This window comes from Monashia sp. HAY1-2A, from assembly GCF_056755315.1.
This window is the reverse complement of record NZ_JBNDHY010000005.1, coordinates 1-23,427: the sequence shown is the minus strand read 5'-3', so window position 1 is coordinate 23,427 and position 23,427 is coordinate 1. Positions and strand designations below refer to the sequence as shown.

At 68.8% G+C, this 23,427-nt stretch carries 23 protein-coding genes; 6 read left to right on the top strand and 17 right to left on the bottom strand.

The annotated features are described in order from the left end of the window. Nucleotides 1-156: 156 nt before the first annotated feature. From ACPYOM_RS01480 to ACPYOM_RS01460, 5 genes are all read right to left on the bottom strand, one after another. Nucleotides 157-681: a pyridoxamine 5'-phosphate oxidase family protein gene (locus ACPYOM_RS01480; protein ID WP_481344610.1), complete on the bottom strand. Its 525-nt coding sequence runs from the start codon at nucleotides 679-681 to the stop codon at nucleotides 157-159. A 161-nt stretch (nucleotides 682-842) separates the two neighbouring features. Continuing rightward, nucleotides 843-2,510: a glycoside hydrolase family 13 protein gene (locus ACPYOM_RS01475; RefSeq protein ID WP_481344643.1), complete on the bottom strand. Its 1,668-nt coding sequence runs from the start codon at nucleotides 2,508-2,510 to the stop codon at nucleotides 843-845. A 45-nt stretch (nucleotides 2,511-2,555) separates the two neighbouring features. Continuing rightward, complete coding sequence (locus ACPYOM_RS01470; protein ID WP_481344609.1) at nucleotides 2,556-3,368, bottom strand: carbohydrate ABC transporter permease; 813 nt, start codon at nucleotides 3,366-3,368, stop codon at nucleotides 2,556-2,558. A gap of 18 nt (nucleotides 3,369-3,386) precedes the next feature. Beyond that, complete coding sequence (locus ACPYOM_RS01465) at nucleotides 3,387-4,364, bottom strand: carbohydrate ABC transporter permease (RefSeq protein WP_481344608.1); 978 nt, start codon at nucleotides 4,362-4,364, stop codon at nucleotides 3,387-3,389. Then, on the bottom strand, nucleotides 4,361-5,725 hold the full coding sequence (locus tag ACPYOM_RS01460; RefSeq protein ID WP_481344607.1) for an ABC transporter substrate-binding protein: 1,365 nt from the start codon (nucleotides 5,723-5,725) through the stop codon (nucleotides 4,361-4,363). The genes ACPYOM_RS01465 and ACPYOM_RS01460 overlap by 4 nt, the downstream gene beginning before the upstream one ends. Before the next feature lie 233 nt (nucleotides 5,726-5,958). Between ACPYOM_RS01460 and ACPYOM_RS01455 the strand changes: the two genes are divergently transcribed. Continuing rightward, a complete protein-coding gene (locus tag ACPYOM_RS01455; RefSeq protein ID WP_481344606.1) occupies nucleotides 5,959-6,981 on the top strand; it encodes a LacI family DNA-binding transcriptional regulator in 1,023 nt (340 codons plus the stop codon). A gap of 37 nt (nucleotides 6,982-7,018) precedes the next feature. Here the strand turns inward: ACPYOM_RS01455 and ACPYOM_RS01450 are convergent, their stop codons facing one another. Next, entirely contained in the window at nucleotides 7,019-7,651 is a 633-nt protein-coding gene (locus tag ACPYOM_RS01450; RefSeq protein ID WP_481344605.1) for a dihydrofolate reductase family protein, read from the bottom strand. A 204-nt stretch (nucleotides 7,652-7,855) separates the two neighbouring features. On the opposite strand from ACPYOM_RS01450, the gene mraY reads away from it, so the two are divergent. Further along, on the top strand, nucleotides 7,856-8,968 hold the full coding sequence (mraY, locus tag ACPYOM_RS01445; RefSeq protein ID WP_481344604.1) for a phospho-N-acetylmuramoyl-pentapeptide-transferase: 1,113 nt from the start codon (nucleotides 7,856-7,858) through the stop codon (nucleotides 8,966-8,968). 72 nt (nucleotides 8,969-9,040) lie between these two features. Here mraY and ACPYOM_RS01440 read toward each other — a convergent pair whose 3' ends face one another. Both ACPYOM_RS01440 and ACPYOM_RS01435 read right to left on the bottom strand, forming a co-directional pair. Next, nucleotides 9,041-9,793, bottom strand: a complete 753-nt coding sequence (locus tag ACPYOM_RS01440; protein ID WP_481344603.1) for a PIG-L deacetylase family protein — start codon at nucleotides 9,791-9,793, stop codon at nucleotides 9,041-9,043. Next, nucleotides 9,790-10,578 carry an alpha/beta fold hydrolase gene (locus tag ACPYOM_RS01435; protein ID WP_481344602.1) on the bottom strand — a complete coding sequence of 263 codons (789 nt, stop codon included), beginning with the start codon at nucleotides 10,576-10,578 and terminating at the stop codon, nucleotides 9,790-9,792. Before ACPYOM_RS01435 ends, ACPYOM_RS01440 begins: the two co-directional genes overlap by 4 nt. Nucleotides 10,579-10,648: 70 nt before the next feature. On the opposite strand from ACPYOM_RS01435, the gene ACPYOM_RS01430 reads away from it, so the two are divergent. After that, on the top strand, nucleotides 10,649-11,257 hold the full coding sequence (locus ACPYOM_RS01430; RefSeq protein ID WP_481344601.1) for a PadR family transcriptional regulator: 609 nt from the start codon (nucleotides 10,649-10,651) through the stop codon (nucleotides 11,255-11,257). A 27-nt stretch (nucleotides 11,258-11,284) separates the two neighbouring features. On the opposite strand, the gene ACPYOM_RS01425 is transcribed toward ACPYOM_RS01430, so the two are convergent. Continuing rightward, entirely contained in the window at nucleotides 11,285-13,252 is a 1,968-nt protein-coding gene (locus ACPYOM_RS01425) for an acyl-CoA dehydrogenase family protein (protein WP_481344600.1), read from the bottom strand. Between ACPYOM_RS01425 and ACPYOM_RS01420 the strand changes: the two genes are divergently transcribed. Continuing rightward, entirely contained in the window at nucleotides 13,178-14,038 is an 861-nt protein-coding gene (locus tag ACPYOM_RS01420; protein WP_481344642.1) for an amidohydrolase family protein, read from the top strand. The two genes, ACPYOM_RS01425 and ACPYOM_RS01420, sit on opposite strands and share 75 nt — an antisense overlap. 49 nt (nucleotides 14,039-14,087) lie before the next feature. Here the strand turns inward: ACPYOM_RS01420 and ACPYOM_RS01415 are convergent, their stop codons facing one another. The 3 genes from ACPYOM_RS01415 to ACPYOM_RS01405 form a co-directional block, all read right to left on the bottom strand. After that, on the bottom strand, nucleotides 14,088-14,510 hold the full coding sequence (locus ACPYOM_RS01415) for a nitroreductase family deazaflavin-dependent oxidoreductase (protein ID WP_481344599.1): 423 nt from the start codon (nucleotides 14,508-14,510) through the stop codon (nucleotides 14,088-14,090). 464 nt (nucleotides 14,511-14,974) lie between these two features. Beyond that, complete coding sequence (locus tag ACPYOM_RS01410) at nucleotides 14,975-15,634, bottom strand: hypothetical protein (protein WP_481344598.1); 660 nt, start codon at nucleotides 15,632-15,634, stop codon at nucleotides 14,975-14,977. Between the two features lie 306 nt (nucleotides 15,635-15,940). Next, complete coding sequence (locus tag ACPYOM_RS01405) at nucleotides 15,941-16,417, bottom strand: SRPBCC family protein (protein ID WP_481344597.1); 477 nt, start codon at nucleotides 16,415-16,417, stop codon at nucleotides 15,941-15,943. A 70-nt stretch (nucleotides 16,418-16,487) separates the two neighbouring features. Here ACPYOM_RS01405 and ACPYOM_RS01400 point away from each other — a divergent pair, with 70 nt between their 5' ends. Further along, the gene (locus ACPYOM_RS01400; protein ID WP_481344596.1) at nucleotides 16,488-17,162 is read left to right on the top strand and encodes a TetR/AcrR family transcriptional regulator; all 675 of its coding nucleotides are present in this window, start codon (nucleotides 16,488-16,490) and stop codon (nucleotides 17,160-17,162) included. A 108-nt stretch (nucleotides 17,163-17,270) separates the two neighbouring features. Here the strand turns inward: ACPYOM_RS01400 and ACPYOM_RS01395 are convergent, their stop codons facing one another. The 4 genes from ACPYOM_RS01395 to ACPYOM_RS01380 all read right to left on the bottom strand — a co-directional run bounded on the left by ACPYOM_RS01395 (nucleotide 17,271) and on the right by ACPYOM_RS01380 (nucleotide 20,849). Then, nucleotides 17,271-17,954, bottom strand: coding sequence for a response regulator (locus tag ACPYOM_RS01395; protein WP_481344595.1), 684 nt, complete (start codon nucleotides 17,952-17,954; stop codon nucleotides 17,271-17,273). Between the two features lie 289 nt (nucleotides 17,955-18,243). Next, nucleotides 18,244-19,041 (bottom strand): Ltp family lipoprotein, encoded by a 798-nt coding sequence (locus ACPYOM_RS01390; protein ID WP_481344594.1) that lies wholly within the window; start codon nucleotides 19,039-19,041, stop codon nucleotides 18,244-18,246. Between the two features lie 367 nt (nucleotides 19,042-19,408). Next, on the bottom strand, nucleotides 19,409-20,290 hold the full coding sequence (locus tag ACPYOM_RS01385) for an NYN domain-containing protein (protein ID WP_481344593.1): 882 nt from the start codon (nucleotides 20,288-20,290) through the stop codon (nucleotides 19,409-19,411). A gap of 154 nt (nucleotides 20,291-20,444) precedes the next feature. Then, the gene (locus tag ACPYOM_RS01380) at nucleotides 20,445-20,849 is read right to left on the bottom strand and encodes a DoxX family protein (RefSeq protein ID WP_481344592.1); all 405 of its coding nucleotides are present in this window, start codon (nucleotides 20,847-20,849) and stop codon (nucleotides 20,445-20,447) included. 356 nt (nucleotides 20,850-21,205) lie between these two features. Here ACPYOM_RS01380 and cysM point away from each other — a divergent pair, with 356 nt between their 5' ends. Continuing rightward, nucleotides 21,206-22,120, top strand: a complete 915-nt coding sequence (gene cysM, locus ACPYOM_RS01375; RefSeq protein ID WP_481344591.1) for a cysteine synthase CysM — start codon at nucleotides 21,206-21,208, stop codon at nucleotides 22,118-22,120. A gap of 321 nt (nucleotides 22,121-22,441) precedes the next feature. Here the strand turns inward: cysM and ACPYOM_RS01370 are convergent, their stop codons facing one another. Next, a complete protein-coding gene (locus tag ACPYOM_RS01370; RefSeq protein WP_481344641.1) occupies nucleotides 22,442-23,275 on the bottom strand; it encodes an alpha/beta fold hydrolase in 834 nt (277 codons plus the stop codon). Nucleotides 23,276-23,427: the final 152 nt, after the last annotated feature.

Here is a 23,427-nt window from a genome sequence, read left to right as displayed (position 1 = left end):
GCCTCGTGTGCGACGCGCGTGTCCTGGCACGGCGTGGCGGAAACGGCGCAGCATCGCGGGGACGGCTCTGGCCGCTGTACGCGCTGACGACGAGAAGTGACGCACTCAGCCAAGGCATGCCCGTCCCGCAAGATGGTCAACCTCGGCGGTGACGCTTCAGAACTGAAAGCGGGTCAGGCCGCCCGGTTCCGTCGCGAGGACCACCGTGGCCGAGCGGGGCTCGATGCGATAGACGTTCCACGGCGGCGGTCCTTGGGACGGCGCGTTGAACGGCGCGGTGATGCCCGACCCGCTCTCGTCGGGCTCCGCCGGCCAACCGCTGTCCGCCCAGGCCTTCGCGATGCGTGCCACTTGGCCCGGCTCGGTCACCCGGTTTGCGACACCCTCGATCACCACGTCCGCGTCACGGATCGACACCGCAACAGAACACCGAGGATCGCGCGCGACGTTGCGGCCCTTGCGCGTACCGCCGCCAGTCTGGAACCAGAACGCGCCGTCCACCCAGACCGCACCGACGGCGGTCACGTGTGGACTGCCGTCCTCGTTGATGGTGCACAGCCACGTCGTCCGCGTGTTCGCTGCGTCGGGAGCCGGCGCCGAACCCGCGTCGAGCTTGGCAACAACCGCGTCCCAATCCACCGGCGGCAGCCCATCCGCCTTTCCCAGATTGATGGTCTGCATCTACCCAACGTACCTGCGCCCTGTCCCCCGGCAAGCCCCAATCTGAGGGGAGAGGCCGGGGCACCGTGTGGGCCTTCGTGGTCGAACGAGCTGGGGTCCAGGTGTTCGCCTGACTGGTCGCAGGTGCGGGTCCACACGCTCGAGGACGTGACCAGGGCGCGCTACGGCGGGGGCAGAGGCTCGAACCAGGCCGCGGACTCCGGAGCGAGGGTGAACGTCGTTGGCGCGGAGGGGTTTCCGTGTATCTCGCTGCTCAGGATGAGCCGCCCGTGAACGGTGGTCGGGTGTGCCGAGAAGTTGATGGCGCAGTGCCACCGATCGGAGCGAGCGAAGCACAGCACCTGTGGGTCGCCGGTCTGGGTCCACCGGAAGTCCTCGCATCGCGCGAGGTCACGACGCAGCGTCAGCGCTCTTCGATAGAGCTCGAGCGAGCTGGTGGGAACGTCCCGCTGGGAGAAGGCCGCGTGGTCGGTGAACCAATGCGGCTGTGGCAACCAGGACCCGTTGCTGCCGAAGCCGAACGATGGTCCCGTCGGCGTCCAGGGGATCGGGACCCGGCATCCGTCGCGGCCCTTGAGGCGGTGACCGGTGCGCTCGTAGACGGGGTCCTGCAGGGCCGCCGTCGGCAGGTCGGCGACCTCGAGCAACCCGAGCTCCTCCCCCTGGTAGAGGTAGGCAGACCCCGGCAGGGCGAGCATCATGACGGTCGCGGCGCGCGCTCGGCGTGCGGCAGTCTGCGGATCGAGCGGAAAGTGCTTGCCGTCGCTGCGCAGCCACGCGTCGAGGTCGGTTCCGATGGGCAGCGCGTACCGGGTGGCATGACGTGGCACGTCGTGACTGGAGAGCACCCACGTCAGTGCTCCCCCGACGTCGGCGTGCTCCTGGATGGAGCGGGTGATGACGGCTTTGAACTGGTCGGGGTGCCACTCTGCCTTGAGCAGGGAGAAGTCGAAGATCTGGCCGAGCTCGTCCGGGCGGGCGTACAGGTAGGTGCGGCTGGAGGCGGGGTGCCACGTCTCGGCGACGGCCATCCTCGGCGGGTCGTACTCGTCGAACACCTTGCGCCACGAGCGGTAGATCTCGTGGACCTCGTCACGGTCGTAGAGCGGGTCCGAGCCGTCCAGGGGCAGCAGGCCATCGAGGTTCGGCTGGCTGCGCAGCGGGTGGGAGAGGTCCTTCGCGAGGGAGTGCGCGACGTCGATGCGGAAGCCGTCGACGCCTCGGTCGGCCCAGAAGCGCAGGGTGTCCAGGAAGTACTGGCGCACCTCCTCGTTGTCCCAGTTGAGGTCGGGCTGTTCCCGCGCGAAGAGGTGGCAGTACCACTGTCCGTCCTCGATGCGTTGCCACGCGGCTCCGCCGAAGTGGGAGCGCCAGTCCGAGGGAGGCTGGCTGCCGTCGGTTCCGGCGCCGTCGCGGAAGATGTAGCGCTCGCGGGCGGCGGAGTCGATCCCGGACCGCAGTGCCTCGACGAACCACGGGTGCTGGTCGGATGTGTGGTTGGGGACGATGTCGATGATGACCTTGATGCCGAGACCGTGCGCGTCGGTCACCAGGGCGTCGAAGTCGTCGAGAGTTCCGAGTCGCGGGTCGACGGCGCGGTGGTCAGTGATGTCGTAGCCGCCGTCTGCCAGAGGCGAGGGGTAGAACGGGCTGAGCCAGATGGCGTCGACCCCGAGCTCGGCCAGGTAGGTCAGCCGGCTCCGAATCCCGGGGAGGTCTCCGATGCCGTCACCGTCGGCATCGGCGAAGCTGCGGGGGTAGATCTGGTAGATCACAGCGCGTCGCCACCAGTCCTGGTCCGGCGTGCTGGGGAGAGTGTGGGTCACCATGAGTGGGTTGCCTTCTGGGAGTGCGGTGGTCGCGTTCGTCATGTCTCAGCCCTTGACTGAGCCGGCCAGCATCGCCTGGATGAAGTACCTCTGGAAGACCAGGAACACCACGATCGTCGGGGCCATGATGAGCAGCGCCCCGGCGTTCAGCAGCACCACGTCGGTGGAGTGGGCCCCCACGAAGCCCTGGAGGGCGCCCGCCATGGTTCGCTTGTTCGGGTCGTCGATGAGCACGATGGCGAGCAGGAACTGGTTCCACGTGCTGAGGAACATCAGGACCCCCAGCGATGCGAGGGCGGGGACGGCCAGCGGAAGCTGGATGTGGCGGAAGGCTTTCCACGGGCCGGCGCCGTCGATGGAGCCGGACTCGGACAGCTCGGCGGGCACCGACTGGAAATGCGTGCGCATCCAGAACACGGCGAAGGGCATGTTCAGGCCGATGAGCGGCAGGATCAGCCCGAGCTGGCTGTTGAGCAGTCCGAACTGCTGCATCTGGTAGTAGAGCGGGACGACGACGATCTCGTACGGCAGCGTCAGTCCGAGGAGCAGGAGCAGGAAGAAGACGTTGCCGAACGGGATCCGTAGCTGCGCGATGGCGTAGGCGGCCATCGCGGAGATGAGCATGGCGATCGGGACGACACCGATGACCAGCACGACGCTGGAGCGCACGAGGGTCGTGATGTTGGCGACGTTCCAGGCGTCGATGAAGTTGTGCCACTGCGGGTGCACGGGGAAGGAGATGCCGGCCGGGGCGCTGCCTTGGGGTTGCAGCGCGGCGGAGAACATCGACAGGAGCGGGAAGACGGAGAACAGGGCGGCGGCGCCGAGCAGGACCGTCTTGGGCGCGTTGTCACGCAAGGAGGCGAGCATCACTGGTCACCGCTCTCGGAAGAAGCGCTGGATGGGCAGGATGACGGCCAGCACGATCAAGCTCAGCACGATGGCCAGAGCCGACGACTGGCCGATGCGGTTCTCGGTGAAGGCCAGCTGGTAGACCTGAACGCCGGGGACCTGGGTGGCATAGCCGGGGCCGCCCTGGGTGGACATGAAGACGACGTCGAAGCTGGCGAGGGCGGCGATGATCGTGATGGTCACGCAGACCCCGATCTCGGAGCGCAGGCCGGGCAGCGTGATGGCTCGGAACTGCTGGATCCGGTTCGCGCCGTCGAGCGAGGCCGCCTCGTAGAGGCTGGCGTCGATCTTGCCGATGCCCGCCATGAGCAACAGGGTGCACAGGCCGGTGGCGAGCCAGGTGCCGATGATGCCCACTGCCGGCAGGGCCCAGGTGAAGTCGCCGAGCCAGGCGCGAGTGGCGGACTGCAGGCCGACCGCACGCAGGATCTGGTTGACCGCGCCGTCCGGGGAGTACATCCACGTCCAGGCGATCGCCGACGCTGCTCCGGGGATGATCTGCGGCAGGAACATCAACGTCCGGGCGGCGCCGCCGGCCCACGTGGACCTGATCTCCCGGACGATCGAGGCGATGACGAGGGCGAGCAGCACCGGCAGGAAGGTGAAGAAGGCGATGAGGATGAAGGAGTGGACGATCGAGGCCAGCAGCTGCGGTTCGGTGAAGACCCGCGTGTAGTTCTGGAGCCCGACCGGGGTGGCCACGCTGATGCCGTCCCAGTCGAAGAACGAGTACTGGAACGCCGTGTAGATCGGGTACAGCTCGAAGACGGCGTACATGACCAGGGCAGGCAGGGCGAAGAGCCATCCGGCCCACCGAGCGCGTGAGCGGGTGCGGTGGCCTGCGGTTCGGTCCGAAGTCCCCGGCCGCAGGTTACGGCGCGAGGTCGGGGGGACAGTGCCGGTGGCGTCGACGCGGCCGGTGAGGCCGTCGACGGTGGTCATCGCTTCAGCTCGTCGTCGTACGTGGTCTGGACGTTCTTGACGAACTGCTCCGGCGTGGAGCTGCCGCCGAGCAGGAGCTGGCTCTCCGGGTTCCAGGCCTGGTTGGAGATGCCGGCCGTGGCGTTCTGCACGAAGGGCACCTGTCCGTCGGCCGCCGACACGGTGGCGAAGGCCTTGCTGACGTCGTTGAGCACGGAGTCGGGCTTGATGGTCGGGGCCTTCTGCGAGGTGGTGCCCGTGGGCATGAAGCCGTTGTCGACGGCGATCTGGCGGGCCTCGTCACTCGAGAGGAAGTTCAGGAAGGCGGCGGCGGCGTCCTTGTTCTTCGACTTCGACGGGATGCCGAACGCGGTGGCCGCGTCGGACATCGCGGCGACCTGGCCGCCGGTGGTCACTGGAGGCATGGGGAAGAAGCCGACCTGGCCTGGCATCGTCTTGTCGAGGTTGGCGGCGTCCCAGTTGCCCCAGGGGAAGAACAGACCCTTGTTGCCGGCGAACAGGGCGTCTGCGGCGGTGGCGTCCAGGGCGTTGACCGACGGCGGGAACAGGCCGGCCTGGTTCCACTCCTGGACCTGCTTGGCGGCCGCCACCGCCTCTGGTGTGTCGATGGTGGCCCCCGGCGCGTTGAACACCCACTGAGCGACCTTCTGCGGGCCCATCGAGGAGTTGAGCAGCAGCTGGAACGGGAACACCCCGCCGCCCTCCTTGTTCGCGACGACCATGCCGGTCAGGCCTGCCGCCTTCGCCTTGGTCATCAGGCCGGTGAGTGCCTCCACCGACGTGGGCGGCGCCGTCATGCCGACCTGCCCGGCGAGCTTCTTGTTGTAGTACAGGCCCGTCATGGTGAACCCGCTGGCCTTGGCGTAGAGCGATCCCGAACCGGCCACGCCGTCCTTCTCCCGGAACTGCGCGAGCTGGGAGGCGGGCAGCTGGTCCCATCCGTAGGCCGCCGCGTACGCGTCGAGGTTGGTCAGCAGGTGGTTCTTCGTGCCGGCCGTCACCGAGATGACGCGGACGAGGTCCGGGGGCGTCGCCGAGGCGATCTGCCGAGGCTGGTTCTGCGTCGTGACGTTGTCCGGGTCGTAGGTCGGCGTGATCGTCACGTTGGGGTACTTCTTCGTGAAGGCTGCGATGAGGGCGTCGTCGACCGCCTTGAGCCCTTGGCCGTCGTAGAGCTTGAGGGTCACCGGCTGGGTGCCCACCGAGGTGCTGACGGACGTCGGGATCGAGTCGACCGCGGCGACGTTGGAGGAGGCGGGGCCGGGGGCCGAACAGGCGGCCACGCCCGCCGCGGACAGGGCGCCCAGTGCACCCGCCAGGCAGAGGCGGGTTGAACGCGAACGGTGACCTGCGAAGTGCATGGGAGTTCCTCCTGCGCCGTTGAAGGGGGCCGGCCACCTGGTGTCGCCGACAGTCACTCGAACAGTGAGCGGGAAGCACTGGAAACGCTTCCAGTCACGATGATGAGGCCGACTGGTCACGCATGTCAAGAGAGCAGTACGCGATTCGAAACGCCCCTAGTCTCAAGGCGCAGCCTCCAACCACTGGGACCAAGGTGATGGTGAAAGCGTTTCCAGTCGTCTATCCTGTCGCCGTGGCAGACGTGACACCGGCGAAGGTGACCCTGGCCGACATCGCCCGCATGGCCGGCGTCGGCGTGGGCACAGCGTCACGCGCCCTCAGCAACGCGAAGAACGTCGCCCCGGCGACCCGCGCACGCGTGCTACGCGTGGCCGAGGACAACCACTACGTCGTGTCGCCCGAGGCCTCACGGCTGGCGAAGGGCAACACCGGGCGGGTCGCCCTCGTGGTGCCTCACCTCTCCCGGTGGTTCTTCGGCTCGGTCGTGGAGGGCCTCGACTCGGTCCTGCGCGGGGCCGAGCTGGACGTGCTGCTCTACCAGGTCGGCGGCGTCCGGGACCGGCACGACTTCTTCGAGCGCCTCCCGGCCCGGCGCAAGGTCGATGCGGTCGTCGTCATCGGCTTCCAGGTGGAGGACGCCGAGCGCGCCCGCCTCGAGACCATGGGCGTCCACATCGTCGCAGCCGGCGGACAGTCGGCCGCCTACCCCTGCGTGCACATCGACGACCACGAAGCGAGCCGGCAGGCCGTCGACCATCTGCTTCATCTCGGCCACACCCGCATCGGGATGCTCGAGGCCTTCGACCCGGACCAACCGGGGCTGAGCTCGACTCGATCACCCGCCTACCACGAGGCGCTCGAGCGCGCCGGCATCGAGGTCGACCCCACCCTTGTCGTCACCGCGCCCTGGGGGGGCGAGCATGGAGCCGCGTCGATGAGCCGGCTCCTCGGGCACCCCGAGCCTCCGACCGCGGTGTTCGCCCATTCCGACGAGGTGGCTCTCGGCGCGATCCGCACCCTGCGACGCGCCGGGCTCCAGCCTGGGCATGACGTGTCGGTGGTGGGAATCGACGACCACCCCGTGGCCGAGCTGAGCGATCTCACCACGGTGCGGCAACGACCGGCAGAACAGGGCGTCCTCGCCGGCCGGCTGCTCCTCGACCTCCTCAACGGCGGCACCGCGCCCAGCGCGTCCACCACGCTTCCCACCGAGCTGGTCGTCCGAGGAAGCACGGCCCCGCCTCGTCGCGGCTGAGCTCGTCTGCCCTGTGGGCTTTCCGTTGAGGCGACGGTCACGAGGCCTTGCGCGTGAAGGTGAGGTGGGTGACGCCGCTGGGAGAGGAGACCGCCTCGACGTCGTAGGCATCCTCGAGCGCCTCCAGGCCGTCCCAGACACGGACGCCGCGACCGAGCACGATCGGGACCTGGACGAGATGCATGTGGTCGACGAGCCCTGCGGCGAGGAAGTCACGGACGACGGTGGGGCCGCCGCCGACCCGCACGTCCTGGCCGCCGGCTGCTTCCCTGGCGATGTCGAGTGCCTCGGCTGGGGCAGCGTCGAGGAAGTGGAACGTCGTTCCGCCCTCCATCTCGATCGAGGACCGCCGATGGTGCGTGAGAACGAAGGTCGGTGTGTGGAACGGCGGGTTCGGGCCCCACCAGCCCTGCCAGTCCGGGTCATCCCGCCATCCGGGTGGGCCGAACTTGTTGGCGCCCATGATCTCGGCGCCGATGCCGGGACCATGGCGCTGAGCGAAGGCGTCGTCGACCCCGGCAGTTCCGCCCGCGTCCCAGAACCGAGTGCCGAACATCCACTCGTGCAGCCGCTCGCCCGCATGCCCGAAGGGTGCTTCGGCGGACTGCGGCTCGCCGGTGGCGAACCCATCGAGCGAGATGGACAGGTTGTGGATCCGTGTGAGTGACATCCGCGCGCTCCTCGGCTGATGTTGGCGCTGTGCAGTCGGTCCTGGACGGACCACCAGAATGCCCGAGACGTACGGATCCTGGGCCGGCGTCGTCATGGCGCCTAAGGTTGACGGGCACCTGACCGGCCACGCGGCCAACGCATGCCGGCAGGGCTCGGCCACGACGCAACCCGACCGTGGAGGAAAGGACAGGCAAGAGGGACGATGGTCAACGTTCTGCTGGCCGGCGCGATCTCGATGGCGGTGGCGCTGCTCTGCACGAAGCCGTTCATCCGGCTCCTGGTCCGGCATCGGTACGGTCAGTTCATCCGAGACGACCTCGTACACCACCACGTCAAGCGCGGCAAGCCCACGATGGGGGGCGCGGTGATCATCGGGGCAGCGCTGGCCGGCTACTTCGCCTCGCACGCGATCTTGGCCGGGCTCGGCGCGTCCGGGGTCTTCAAGGCGAGCCACCGCGGCATGTCGCTGAGCGCCCTGCTCGTACTGTTCCTGCTCGTCGGACTGGGCGTCGTCGGGTTCCTCGACGACTACATCAAGATCCGCAAGGAACGCAGCCTCGGCCTCACGTCCAGACAGAAGCTCCTGGGTCAGACGCTCGTCACCGTCGTCTTCGCGCTCGGCGCCCTGCTCTTGACGACCTCAGGCGGACGGACACCGGCATCGACGGCGGTCTCCTTCATCCGAGACACCGGTCTCGATCTCGCCGTCGCCGGCCCGGTCGGGGGCCTGCTGCTGTTCATCGTGTGGGCGAGCGTTCTCATCGCGGGCGCCTCGAACGGCGTCAACATCACCGACGGCCTGGACGGTCTGGCGCCCGGCGCATCGGTCATGGTCTTCGGCGCCTACACAGCCATCGCGCTCTGGCAGTACAACCAGGGCTGCACGGTCGCGCCGGGGCCGGGCTGCTACGACGTGACCGACGCACGCGACCTCGCGGTCGTCTCCTGCGCCATCGCCGGCGCGTGCTTCGGGTTTCTGTGGTGGAACACCTCCCCGGCCGAGATCATCATGGGCGACACCGGCTCCCTGTCGCTGGGTGCAGCGCTGGCCGGGCTCGCCATCATGACCCGCACCCAGCTGCTTCTCGTCGTCCTCGGCGGCCTCTTCGTCATCATCACGGCGTCGGTGATCATCCAGGTCGTCAGCTTCAAGCTCACCGGCAAGCGCGTCTTCAAGATTGCGCCGCTGCACCACCACTTCGAGATGGTCGGGTGGTCCGAAGTGACGATCGTGGCGCGTTTCTGGATCATCGCCGGCCTCTGCGCCTCAGCGGGCCTCGCGCTGTTCTACGGAGACTGGCTGGCACACCGTTGAGCCAGGTGGTCTACCGCCCGATCTGACACCCGCGGTGACAGGGCAACAGCACTTCAACGCCCGGACGCCGGCTCAGAAGATGTCGTGGTCCGGTTCGCCGATCGGCCACTTCGGGTGCAACCGGACGAGGCGGTCGGTGCGCAGGAAGTCGTCGCGCAGACCGGGTGGCATCCCTTCATAAGGCGAGCGCTGGCTGCGGTGCATCGCGATCGCCCGCTCGCGCAGCGGCTGCAGGTGTGCGACGTCCAGGGCCGCGGTGATCTGCTCCTCCGGTCGGCCGAGCCCCTGCCGGACGAGGTCCAAGTGGGCGCTTTCGGGACGGACGTGCTCGAGCTCGGCGAACCAGCGCGTGAGCAGGTCGCGGGGCAGGGCCCAGCCGTAGACGCGAAGGTCCGCCCGCCGGGACGCCGCGGCCACGGTGGCCCGGCCGATCACCACGTGATCACGGTGGCCGTCGCCGTGGTCAGGATCGGTCGTGACGACCACATCGGGTCGGACCTCGTCGATCACCTGGTCGAGGTCGGCGACGACGTCCTCGAAAGGTGCAGCGGTCAGGGTGCCGGGCGCCGGAGCACCATCCATTCCCGAATCGCGATATCCGAGAAGGATGAAGCGGGAGACGCCGAGCACGCGGCCCGCCGCTCGCAGCTCGGCCTCGCGAAGGGCGCCCAGGTCTGCCTCGACCCCCGGTGCCTCGCCCGCCTCGCCGCGCGTCGCGCAGCACACGGTGACGTCGAGGCCGCGTTCGGCTGCCAGTGCAATGACGGAGCCGGAGCCGAACGTCTCGTCGTCGGGGTGCGCGACGGTGACGAGCAGTCCGCTCATCGCAGCCCGCTCAGGAAGTCGCCGATCGCGCCCATCACCTGCTCCGGCACCTCGAGTGACGGGAAGTGGCTGCTCGCCTCGAGCCGGGCGGCGCTGAACCACGGGTGCTCCACGGCATACGCACGCTGCGCAGTGAGGAACGCGTCGTCGCGCGGTTGCGCGTAGACGTGCAGGACCGGCACCGGCCGGGGGAGGCGGCCGAAGGCCGCCAACCGCACGGGCTCCGCGGCGAAGGCTCGGGCGATCTCCCGTCCCGCGCGTGACCACGCCTCGAAGCCGTAGCCGCCCATCGAGGCGATGTACGAGAGCACCGCCGGGTGGTCGACGCCCTCACCCCACATGGTGAACAGGCCGGCCCGCGCCGCGAGCCACGCCTGCGGATCCTGCAACGCGGCGAGGGCATCGCCGAACTGCGGGGGCGCGCCCAGCGGCATCCAGTCCAGAAGCACGACGGCCGGTACGCGATCGGGGCCGAGCCGACGCAGCACCTCCAAGGCCGTCCAGCCGGCGTGCGAGAGGGCGACCGGCACGACGCGCGTCAGCTGCTCGGCGGCGATGAGCGCCACAGCGGCGTCGGCCACCTGAGCGGCACCGAAGTCCGTCGCAAGTCGGGGCGAGTCGCCGTGGCCGGGCAGGTCGACCGAGATCGAGCGGTGGTGCCGCGCTGCGTGTTCCAGCAGCGGATCGAAGACCTCGCGACCGCCGCACCAGCCGGGCAGGTGCAGAAGGGCCGGGTCGCCGACGCCGAGGTCCGTGCGGGCGAGCGGGGGGACGGTGGTGATCATGGCGTTCCTCCAAGGCGGTTACTGCATGATGCAGTATTGATATACTGCATCATGCAGTATGGTCAAGCCCATGGCCGACCTTCGCCCCACCTCCACCTCCTACGCGGTGCTCGGCCTGCTGGCCGTCCGTCCCTGGACGACCTACGAGCTCGCCCGCCAGTCGGAGCGCAGCCTGCGCTGGTTCTTCCCGCGCGCCGAGCGCGCCGTGTACCTGGAGGCCAAGCGGCTCGTCGCCCTCGGCTGGGCCGATGCCGAGAAGACTGCGACCGGCAAGCGGGCCAGCACCGTCTATCGAATCAACCGAGCCGGCCGAAAGGCGCTGCGCGCGTGGCTGGCCGAACCGAGCGCACCGACCCAGGTCGAGTCCGAAGCCGCCCTCAAGGTGTTCTTCGGCGACCAGACCGGGTTGGCCGAGCTGCGCGCCTCGATCGACCTGATCGGCGAACAGGCGCGCGAGTCTCTCCGACAGCTCGGAGCGATGGCCGGCGGCGAGCAGCCGTTTCCCGAGCGGATGCACACGAACGTGCTCTCCATGCGGCTGATCTGCGATGTGCACCAGGCCATCCAGGACTGGAGCCACTGGGCGGCCGACGCGGTGCAGGTGCTGGAATCGGACGACGGGGACGCGATCGCCCGGCAAACCGAGCAGGCATTGCGAGAGATCACCTCTCGCGGATGATGGCGTGCGAGGTGGCAAGCCCGGTGGTCACCGGAGGGGGCGCCAGACCGACTCCGCCTCGCTGGGCCCCGGCGACCACGCGGCGATCCACGGTCCGGTGCCCTCGCTGGGGTCGAGCACGCCCTCCTCGAGCCAGGTGTAGTCGCCGGCCAGCACACCCCGCGCCAGCCGCGAGTCGGTGGCATCGGTGTTGCTCCAGAGGGCGGCGAACAGCGTCTCCACCCGCAGCCGGCTCTGGTCGCAGAATGCGTCGGCGAGCTGGTAGGCGTGGCGGCCGCGCACGTCGTCGTCGACGCGCAGCATCTCCGCCCGGCTGCATGCGGCCGTCATGGCGAACAGCTCGGCGCCGATGTCCACGACCCGGCCGAGGAACACCTGCCGGTACTCCAGCCTGGCCTGCCAGCGGGACATGCCGTAGAAGGTGTGCCGCGCCAGCTTGCGACTGGACCGCTCCACGAACCGCAGGTGCTCGGCGAGAGGTCCGAAGTCGGCGTACGACATCGGCGCGGTGCCGCGGCCGGCCACGAGGTGCGGGAGCCACTTCGCGTAGAACCCACTGGCTCCCAGCGCGGCCCGTGCCTTGTCCTGGATGGTCGCGTCCTTGTCCGCCAGCGCGCCGGCCGCCTTGAGGTGGGCGTCGACGGCCTCCCGGGCGATGAGCAGGCGCATGATCTCGCTCGAGCCCTCGAAGATGCGGTTGATCCGCACGTCGCGCAGGATCTGCTCGGCGGGCACGGCTCGCTCGCCGCGGGCGCGCAGGGACTCGGCGGTCTCGTATCCCCGTCCTCCACGGATCTGCACGAGCTCGTCGGCGATCTTCCACGCCATCTCGCTGGCCCACAGCTTGGCCAGTGCGGCCTCGATCCGGATGTCCTTGCTGCCGGCGTCGGCGAGCTGCGCCGACAGCTCCAGCACCGACTCCAGGCCGTACGTCGTGGCGGCGATGAAGGCGATCTTCTCGGCGACGGCGTCGTGCTCGCCGATCGGCCGGCCCCACTGCACCCGCTCGGAGGACCATTCGCGCGCGATCTTCAGAGCCCACTTGCCCGCCGCCGCGCACATCGCGGGGATGGCCAGCCGCCCGGCGTTGAGGGTGGTGAGCGCGATCTTGAGGCCGTCGCCCTCGTTGCCGAGCCGGTTCTCTGCGGGGACCCGCACCTGGTGGAACCGGGTCAGGCCGTTCTCGATCCCCTTGAGCCCCATGAAGGAGTTGCGTCGCTCGACGGTGATCCCTTGGGAGCTGCCCTCGACGACGAACGCGGTGATGCCTCCCTTCCGGCCGTCATGCGGGGGCACCCGCGCGATGACCACGAGCAGCTCGGCAACGACGCCGTTGGTGGTCCACAGCTTCACGCCGTCGAGGAAGTATGCCGTGCCGTCCGCCGTGGGGATGGCCGTGGTTGCCAGCCGGGCCGGGTCGGACCCCACGTCGGGCTCGGTGAGCAGGAACGCGGAGATGGCGCCCGCGGCGCAGCGGGGCAGGAACGCCTCCTTCTGCTCGGAGGTGCCGACGAGCTTGACCGGCTCTGGGACGCCGATCGACTGGTGGGCCGACAGCAGCGCGCCGATGCTCGGGTGGGCGGAGCTGGCGAGCATCAGCGCCTTGCCGTAGGACGACGTGGTGAGCCCGAGCCCGCCGTACTCGCGCGGGATCTTCATGCCGAAGGCGCCCACATCAACCAGTGCCTTGACGTCCTCGTCGGGAATCTGTGCCTCGCGCTCGATGCGGGTGCCGTCGATGCGGGTGCAGACCTCGCGCATCCGGATCAGGAACTCCTCACCCCGGGCGTCGTCGGCAGGGTCGGCCCGGGGATGGGGGTGGACGAGGTCGAGGTCGAAGCGGCCGAGGTAGAGGCCCCTGGCGAAGCTCGGTCGCTCCCACCCCTTCTCGCGCGCCGCCTCGACGACCGCGCGGGACTCCTGCTCGCTGGCGTCGACACGGCCGGTGCGGTCGGCCTGCTCGGTGGACGGGTCCTCCCTGACGTCACTGCTCACTGGCCTCGCCTCCTAACCCAGTGTTACCCCTGGGTAGCGGGAGCGAAAGCCCATGGAGCCGTCTTTCCGGACGGCGTGACGCAGCTGGGCGCGCAGTTCACCGCAGCGCAGCTGGCCGTGCTGGTCGATGAGGCACACCGGGCCGGGCTTCCACTCGTGGCGCATGCCCACTCGCTGGTCGCCATGGAGAATGCGGCGGCGGCCGGCGTCGACGGGATCGAGCACTTCAGCGGGCTCTCGGCGGCGCACGGGTCCAGCATCGGTGAGCAACTCCTGGACGAGGTGGCTCGCCGAGGCGTGTACGTGGATCTGACGATGGGCAACGACCGCAGCTTCCACGCCTTGATGCCTGCGCCGCCGCCACCGCTCGCGGAGCTGATGAAACGGTTCGGCGTCAAGGACTTCGATGAGTTCTACGCCTCTCGCATCACGGCTTTGACCAGCTTCCGGCAGCACGGCATCCAGGTGATCACCGGCGTCGACTCGGGGATGGCCCCCGCCAAGCAGCACGGCAACGTCTGGCGTGTCGTCGAGGAGATGGTCCAAGCCGGGTACTCCCCCGCTGAGGCACTGGCCGCGGCGACCTCCGTCACCGCTCGAGCCTGTGGCCTGCCGGGAGTGACCGGCCGGCTGGCGCCGGGCCATGTCGCCGACGTGCTCGTCGTGGATGGCGACCTCTCCCGAGATCTGTCCGCCCTGAGCCGACCCGTCGCCGTCCTCGTCGCCGGAGTCCCGGTTCAGGCGGGCCCTCCCAGCGATCGAAACCTTGCGGAAACTGACGCCTGATCCGGACTGCGGCTGCACCCGAGGTCGCGCCTGGCAGGTCACACAGTCCTCAGGGGCGCGTCGTCGGAACGAGGGCGAACACGGGATGCCGACCCGCCTCCTTGAGGAAGTCCTCAACAGGGGCGTCCTTGGACGCGGTGAAGTAGGACCGTGTGGCCGAAGCCACCTGCAGGTACTGCCGCAGCACCGGCGCCGCCTCCGCCGGCGGAAGCTCCCGCACGTCGTACTCGGTCGAGGTGCGGCGCCGGCTGAGAGTCACCCTGCCGGCGGCGCGGGCGTTGAGCACCCAGTGCACCGGCCCGTACGGTGCGACCAGCCATTTCTCGTCGCCCGTCTCGACCAGGGTGACCGGTGTCGAGTGCAAGCGACCGGTCTTCCGGCCGCGGACGGACAGCGTGTACGTGTGCGGTACGAGGCCCCAGGAAGCGAGAGTCCCGATCACCGTGTTCGCGACGCGCTGTACGCGGCCCACGTGGAACCTTTTCGCTGGCCACTTGTCGTCGACGGAAGCATCGCGGGCCATCTACATCTGCCTCTCACCTAGCCCTCAGACGAAGAATGCCACCGGCCGGCCCCTTGCGCACCACGGCCATGAGCGGGCTGCCTCATCGTCGACCTGACCCCATTGGGGCCACAGGTTCCGAGGCGCTTGCCCAAGGCGTCGTCGTCCTCCAGTCGTTGGGCGCCCCGACGCCGCGATCTCGCGGATCAGCGAGTCAGCCGGTTCGCCGGACGCCGGCCGATTCCAGACGAAGATGTCGTGCGCCAGTGGTCACCAGGGCGGCCTGCTGCCATGACGCGAGTCTTTCAGCAGCTGCGGTATCCAGTGCGGCGTCCGCGACACACACGGGCGGAGTGGGGCACTCGTCGCTGGCGTCGAGTGCCGTCAGGTGGACGGTGCCGACCCGATTCGCGTCGCGACTGCGGCTCAAGCGGTCAAGACCCGCGGGAACGTCGAGCGGTGGCGTAGGCCGGCTCGCGGAGCCGGCGAACCCAGGCGTAGGTGTCCAGGCCGGGCAAGGGGTTGCGGATGGGGTCGAATGACAGCCGGGCGTCTTCGTCACCGACCGGGGCGGGGTGAAGGACCAGCTGCGCAAATGGGTGCCACCGGCCCGAGCCGATGGCCCAGGCAAGCGCCACCGTCGTCGCGTCGTGAAAGACCGCAGAAAGCAGAACTCCACCGGCGGGCGTCCGATATGGCAGCAATGTCGTCAGCGGTCTCTGGTAGGGCGACCGGGCCGGCGTGAGCGTGTAACGGGTCAGCGGTCCAAGCCCGGTCGAGGCGAACAGCAGATCGCCGTGCCGGCCGCCGTCGCTCGGGACCCGGACTGCGAGCCCGAATATGTCTGGCACGGGGGCAGGCGTACCGACCGCTCGTGACTGCCGTACCAGCACGTGGTCCTCACCGACTTGGTCCAGCCATGCGGCGCCGGTCTCCTCCTCGGCGCCGAACCGGTGCAGTGTGCCTGGGACGACGGAGCCGCGCGGGTGGAGGGGCTTGGTAGCCGGCCGGGCGGCGGCGATTTGGGTTGCGACGCGCAGTATCTGTCCACCAGCGGACGAGGCGACGCGGGCCAGGAGATCGGGGACTGCCATGTCGCAGCCGTACCCGATCACAAGCGGAACGAGGGCATTTTCGCGCACACCGCGAGGAAGGCGCTCTCGGAACGACCTGCCTGCCGGCGAGCCCACGTTCACGCTGTGCCGGCTGTCGGTTCGCCTGAGCGCGACCTGTGTGGTCTGGTGGCCGGATAGTGCCGTGAACCGTCGGGAGACGCGGGCAACCTTGCGGACCTGGTCGTCGACGCGGCGGACATAAGCCCCTCACGCGCCGCTCCTCGCGGCGCGGTGCACGTCCGTAGACGGCCGACTGTTGGAGATACCCGAGTGCCGGTTGCGTCGCTAGAGGTCCGATCCGTTCGAGCGCCGCGCGCTGGTCGCCTCGAGCCGCTGCTTGAGCAGCGCCAAGTTCGCAGGGACCTCTTTGCGCGCGCCCTTGCTCGCGAGCAGCCGGATCAGGTTGCCGATGCCATGCCCTTCGAACCAGAGCCGGTAGTCGACGTGCGTGCCGGTGCCCGCACTCGTCGGAGCGAACGCGAGCGTCACGTGCGCGCGGACGGCGCCGTCGATGCCTCTGATGCTCCAACGCCGCCCTGGCTCACACTCCGTGACCTCCCACCGGAACGTCCGCCCGCCGCCCGGAACCCGCCGGACCTCGTGCCCGTGCACGCCCACCGCCGCGGGCACTCCGGGCGGTTCGAACGCGGCGACTTCCACCGACGGCTGCCAGTCCGGCAGCCGTGCCGGGTCGCAGACGTAGTCGAAAACATCATGCGGCGTCCGGGCGATGTCGGCGCTGGCTTCGATGAGCTTGGACATGACTTCCACCTGTTCTCGATGGCGGGGGAGCCCCCCGTCGCCCATATTGATGCCAGTATCGTTCTCCTCAATGTCGAGCAACGCAAGACGCAAGTACGACTCGCAGTTGCGCAGGGCGCAGGCCGCCCGCACCCGCACGCGCATCGTCGAGGCTGCCCACCGGCTGTTCGTGGAGCGGGGGTTCGCGGGGGCGACCATCCCGGCGATCGCGACTGAGGCCGGCGTTGCGGTGGAGACTGTCTACCGCTCGGCCAACGGGAAGGCCGGCCTCCTCGGTGACGCGGTGCGGGCAGCCGTGGCTGGGGGCGCGGAGCGTGCTGACGTTCCGGTGATCGAACGCCCGGCGATCCGGCGGATCATCGACGAACCGGACCCGGTGCGGCAGCTGCAGCTGTATGCGGCCACCCAGCCAGGAATCTGGTCGCGGGTCGGTCCCCTGCTACGGGTGCTCGACGCGGCCTCGACCAGCCATACATCGCTGATCGAGTTGCGCGAGCAGATCGCGGCGGAGCGGCGGCACGGCCTGCGCGCTGGCCTGGGGAAGATGCTCGAACAGCGCGGAGTGCTACGCCCCGGGCTGACCGCCGAGCGGGCGGGCGACATCGTGTACACCGTGTGCGGCCAAGCCAACTACGAGGCACTCGTCACCCAGTGCGGCTGGACGGAGAGGGAGTACCGGGACTGGCTGGTTGAGACGTTGGTAGCGGCCCTCCTCCCCCGAGAGACCGGCGCCCACCTCGACTGACTCCTGTGCCCGTCCGGCAGGGCGCCGAGCGTCACGCGGCGATGTGACGCTGCTCCTGACGGTCGTCAGGGGCCAGACGCATTCGTTCAGGCCTGTCAGGTCGAGGGCTCACTCGCAGGGGTCGATGAGTCGCCGGCGCACGGCGTACAACGCCGCCTCCAGCCGCGAGTGCATCTGTAGCTTGTCGAGGATGTTGCGGATGTGGTTGCGCACGGTGTTCACCGAGATCACCAGCTCGTCGGCGATCTCGTTGTTGCTCCGGCCCCGCGCGACGAGCTCGAGGATCCTGAGCTCCCGCTCGGTCAGGTGTGGCGGTTCGACTCCAAGCGCGGCGTCCGATCCCGAGGAGCGCTCGCTCATCCGCGTGAACTCGCCGATCAGCTTGGTCGCCATCGAGGGCGATATCTGGGACTGGCCGTCGAAGATGCCGCGGATCCCGTCGGCGATCTCGTCGGTCACGTTCTTCAGGAGGTACCCGGTGGCGCCCGCGCGAAGGGCGTCGAAAAGGTCGGCCTCGTCCTCTGAGCCGGTGAGCATGAGAATGCGCGCCGACGGGACGCGTTCTTTGATGAGTCGGCAGGCGTCGATGCCGCCCCGCTTCGGCATACCGACATCCATCACGATGACGTCGGGAACGGTCGCCTCCGCCTGGGTGACCGCCGCCACCCCGTCTGCCGCCTCGCCGACCACCTCGATGTCGTCCTCAACGGCGAGCACGGTCCGCAGTCCACGCCGGTAGAGGGCGTGGTCGTCGACGATGAGGACGCGGATGGCTTCAGGGTGCGGCTCCACCGCCCCATCTTGGCCCAGCCTCCAAGGACGGTCCGCCCGAGAGCGTTGAGCGGGTTGTCCTGGTGGTTGTAGCCCCGCGAGTCGGCAGGTCCGCAGTGGTGCCACTGACCGCTCGCGGCGCTGTGACGCGCCAGCTGCGGCCGGAGCTCAGGGCCTCCGCTTAGCCCAATGGCCCCCATCGTCATCGACCTGTCACGCACGTAGTGCTGGCATCGTAGGCGGGCTCGCTCACACCGTCAGGTGCGAAACGAGGCGCCTTCTACTGGGAGACACCAGGTCGGTGGTTGGGTCAAAGGCCCGCAGCCTTGACGCCGTAGGTGGCCTGGGACTTGGTGAAACCTTCATACCGCAGTTGGCCGATGAGCCCGTTGCGCGAGAAATGCTGGTAGTCGAGGTACTCCTGCGCCTTCTTCGCCGCCTGCTCGTTCCAGTTGACGGTGATGTGGTCGACCGCGTAGGTCGCGTCGGCCTTGGAGAACTCCTCGTACTGGAGCTGCTCGATCAGCCCTCTCCGAGAGAAGGCCTGGTAGTCGAGGTATTCCTGGGCTTTGCCGATGGCCTGCTCCTGCCCGGCGGTTCGCGCCGCTGCCTCCTCAGCCGCCTTCTTGGCTGCCGCGTCGGCAGCCGCCTTCTTCTTCGCGGCCTCGGCGGCGGCCTTCTTCCTCGCCTCCTCCGCGGCTCTGGCCTTGGCGTCCTCGGCTGCCTTGGCGGCCTTGGCCTTTGCCTCCTCGGCGGCCTTTGCCTTGGCATCGGCGGCTGCCTTGTCTGCGGCGACCTTGTCGAGCGACGCCTGTATGGAAGGGTCAACGGTGGGGGTGGCTGGGGCGGCTGCCGCGGGGGTCGACGGGCTCGATGAGTTGACGGTGGCCGCAGTCGGCGTGGTCGCCGGCGGCGTGCCCTGAGTTGCGCCGAAGACGATGAGCGCGGCGACGATGCCTCCGGTCCAGAGCCCTGCCTTTTTGCCCCGGCCCATCTTCTGCTTCGGCGGCGGCGTGTCGGTCAGCGCACTGACTGGCTGGCCGACGGGCGGCGGAAGGTGCGGCACCCCCTGGGGGGCGGGCATGGGCTGGGTCGGATTGTCAGTCATGGGTTGGTCCCTGTCTACGTTCGCGTTGTGAGTGCGTGAGGACGCTTTCCCATGGTCGGTGTCCCCCTGTCCGGCAAGTCTCGGCCGTGACCGGAGGGTTGTCACAGGTTTGGGGGATTTTGTCCGTCTTGGACTGTTCCGTTGCGAGCACGCGTGCGGTGGTCTCGGTCGGCATCTTCGTCGAGTAGCGGTTCGGCATGTCAACAACAGCCCACGTCGAGCCCTCGTGAGTGGCGGCAGGTGTGGTTGTTGAGCTCGTCGCGCTGCGGGCGTTGGTGCGTCTTCACTCGGCTGATTTGGGACGCAAGTCGTCGCCTCGCGGCGAAGTGACGCACCGTCAGGCAGCCGCCATGGCCTGGGCGGCAGCTCAGGCCAGCCGTACGCTCAACTGGCCGTTGGCGAGTTGTCTCGTCTCCACCTTGTCGCTCCGCGACTCCACGAACGCTCGGAAGCTGGTGAACCCCAGCGATTTCTCAGTGAAGGCCGGATCCATTCGCTGCATCTGGCTCTTCACCCCCGCCGCGTAGACCCAGTCGTCATCGCCCTTTTGTAGTCCGACCCGAATGGCACGGACGAGGAGGCTGGTCGCCTCCTCTGCCGCGAGGTCCGCAGACGTAGAGTTCCGGGAAGTCTTCTTCGCGACGGCCTTCTTGGCCGGCGCCGCGGTCTCTACCGGCTTGGCCACCGGCGGCGGAGTGACCCCTGGCAGGTGCGCGTAGTCGATGAACTCGTTGCAGGCTGACACCAACGCCCTGCTGGTCGACCCGGCTACGCCGATGCCGACCACGTAGCGACCGAGTTGCTTGCAGCTCTGGGCGAGTGGAACGTAGTCGGAGTCTCCAGCAACAAGGACCACGTGCGTGATCTCGGGGTGGCGCATGAGGTCTTCGACAGAGTCGACGGCGAGCCTGATGTCGGCTCCGTTCTTGACCCCGGAGGCCGTGAACAGCTGAACGAGGTGAAGAGCTCGCCCCATCAGCTCCTCCTTGTACGCCGCGTTCGCAGGAACCGACCAGTCGGCGTAGGCCCGGCTCAGCGACACGCTGCCGAAGGACGCCGCATAGTCGATGATCGCCCCGATGTCGACTCGCGCCGCAGCCAGTTTCGCGTCGACCGGGTCCTTTGAGGTTGTCGACCACCCATGCTTGCGCGGATCGTCGTGCCGCCACGCCTGCTTGCCGTGGACGTCGTCGTAACGGGAGATGACCACATTGTCGAAGTCGAGGTAGACCGCCACCCGTTCGCTCATGGCGCGAGCCTACGACGGGCCGTCGGCGGTCGACCTCACGCACCCGAGCACGATTCGCCCGGGACCTCGGCACCGACACGGACACTCGAACCCTGGCCGGGGTTGGGGACGCCTCAGCGCACGGCTTTGACGTGCTGGTATGAGGCGCTGCTCGCTAGGAGAAAAGCCCGTCGGTGATGGTCAGGCCCACACCGTTCTGAAAGACCCAGAAGAACGCGAGCGCGGCGCCCGCCAGCGCCACGTCCTTGTTGAACTGGATCATCTCCATCTGCTCGGCCATCGGCTCGGTCTCCTTCCAGAACGGGTGCATCAGGAAGGCGGTGGCGAGCAGGAAAAGTGCGATGAGCAGCGATCCAAGGTCACCCCAGACGCCGAGGAGGATCAATAGTCCACCGACGAGGATCTGCACCCCGGAGAGGCGGACCATGACCTTGGCGGCCGGGATGCCCTTGGAGGCGGCATAGCCGCCCATGTCGTCGGCCTTCGTCAGGTGCCCCACCGCGGACCCGAGGAACAGGTAGGCGTAGAGGATGCGACCGATGAGGAAAACCACGTCCATGAAGCCACCTCCGAGAGTGGACGGCAAGGGTGCCGCACAAGTTGTATTTTAATCCTCAACCACCCCACGGCATCTGATATTGGCAGCTGGCGCGGCTGGTCGGTGCCGCTCGCCACGGCAGCGACGCGTGGTCGGCATGGAGGGCAGCGCACCCCAGGGACCTATAGCCGCGAACCTCGGGAGACGCCGAACCTCGTCGCCTCGCGGCGAAAGGACGCGCCTCGGACCCTTCTGGCAGGGGTGGTCGGCCTCCCGGACGAACGTCATCCTCGCGGACCTCTTCGTGCTCGGTGGATACGTGGAGGTCGAGCAGTCGGCTGCGGTTCTGCGGCGACCGCCGCCATAGACTGCGGCGGGTGAGGAAGCCTCCGCTGTACCCCACGATGGAGGACGTCATCGGCGGCACGCCGCTGGTGCGTCTGCAGCGCCTTCCGGGGCTGGAGAACGAACGCCGCGGCAACCTGCTGCTCGCCAAGCTCGAGGGGAACAACCCGGCCGGCTCGGTGAAGGACCGGCCGGCGATCAGCATGATCCGCGGCGCCGAGGAGCGAGGGGAGATCTCTCCCGGCGACACCCTGCTGGAAGCCACGTCCGGCAACACCGGGATCGGCTTGGCGATGGCGGCGGCGATCAGCGGCTACCCACTGGTCATCGTGATGCCCGAGGACGCCTCCACCGAGCGGATCCAGACGATGAAGGCGTATGGAGCCGACCTGGTCCTCACCCCGGCGCGCGGCGGCATGGAAGAGGCCCGCGACGTCGTGACGCGGATGGAGCGGGAGGGCCACGGCCGGGTCCTGGACCAGTTCGGCAACCCGGACAACCCCCGTGCCCACGAGGACGGGACGGGCCCGGAGCTGTGGCGCCAGACCGACGGACGGATCACACACTTCGTGTCCGCGATGGGCACCACTGGCACGATCATCGGGGTCTCGCGGTTCCTGAAGTCACGCAACCCCGGTGTCCAGATCGTCGGGGCACAACCCGCGGAGGGCTCGAAGATCCCCGGGATCCGCGCCTGGCCCCCGGAGTACGTGCCGAAGATCTTCGACCCCTCGGCGGTGGACCGGACCGTGGAGGTCACCCAGACCGACGCCGAGGAGACGGCCCGCCAGCTGGCCCGCCAAGAAGGCATCTTCGGAGGTGTCTCGGCGGGCGGCGCTTGCTGGACCGCCCTGCAAGTAGCCGAGGAGGTCGAGGGGGCGACGATCGTCTTCGTGGTCTGCGACCGCGGCGACCGGTACCTCTCCAGCGGCGTGTTCCCCGCCTGAGATTCCGCTGACGCCCGGAGACAGCCGTCGAGGGTGGGACCGGCCCCCTCCGCCGCCCTACCGCACGATTGCCATACGCGGCGGTATGACGCTGGTTCAAGGTGGTCGGCATGCGCTGCGGAAGGTCGTTGGTTGCCGGAGCTGCCGAGGTCTGGCCGCCGATGTGCTCGGGAAACTGCTGTCCGCGTCGCGGGAGCCGCTGCGCATGTGTGCGCGGTTGCTCGGGCCTCCTCGAGCCGTTCGGGCGGTCAGGCGTGCGGGCTCGTTGGAGCGCTGAGCCGCCGAGCCGCAGGACCGGGTGACCACGAGGCGGCCGCGTGGTCAGGCGGGGCCGAGGAACTTCACTGCGACGGGTGCGAAGTCCGGGTGGAACTGGAATATCCCGCCATGGCCAGAGTCGGGGTAGATGATCAACTCCGAGTCCTGGATGCGTCGGTGCAGGTCGTGAGAGAGGGCGCTGGGGACCATGCGGTCGTTGTCGCCGTTCGCGATGAGTGTGGGCTGAGTGATCCGTGACAGGTCGGCCGGGGCCGACCGCCCGTAGGTTTTGATGGCATTCAGCTGGGTGCGGAAGGCAGGGGTCGAGACCTTCCGATCGCGGTCGGTGGTGCGCTCCCCGAGGCGGCGGACGAAGGCCTTGGCTGCCTGCTTGCCGGTCTCGTCGCGGTTGAAGAAGAGGAACTCCTTCGGGTCAGAGCGGGTCAGCGTGGCGCGGAGGATGTCGTAGTAGGTGACGCGCGCGACCTTGTCCATGTCCTTGCCGCCCTTGGGCCCGGTGCCGGTGAGGACGAGCCGGCGGACCAGGTCGGGGTTGGCGAGCACGAGCGCCTGGGCGACCATCCCGCCGAGGGAGAACGCGAAGACGTCGACCCGGTCGTGACCGAGCGCCCCGATGAACCTGACGGCGTCAGCGGCCATCTCCTCGATGGTGTGCGGGACCGTTCCGGTCGATCCACCGACCCCACGGTTGTCGAACGCGATGACGTGGCGCTCCTGGGCGATCGCGTCGATGACCCGGGGGTCCCAGTTGTCGAGGTTGCCAGCCAGATGGACGAAGAACACGACGGGCACACCGCCCGTCGGGCCCAGCTCGCGGTAGGCGTATGTAACGCCGTCGGCGACGATCGAGCGGTTCGCTGCATCGCGATAGGCGATGGGTGCTCGGGTTCCGATGTCGGATGAGTTCGGGGTCTGTCTCTTATACACATCTCCGAGCCCACGAGACGCGTAGTAATCTGGGGGGGTGTCGTTTTTTTTTGGGGGGGGGGGGGGGGGGGGGGGGGGGGGGGGGGGGGGGGGGGGGGGGG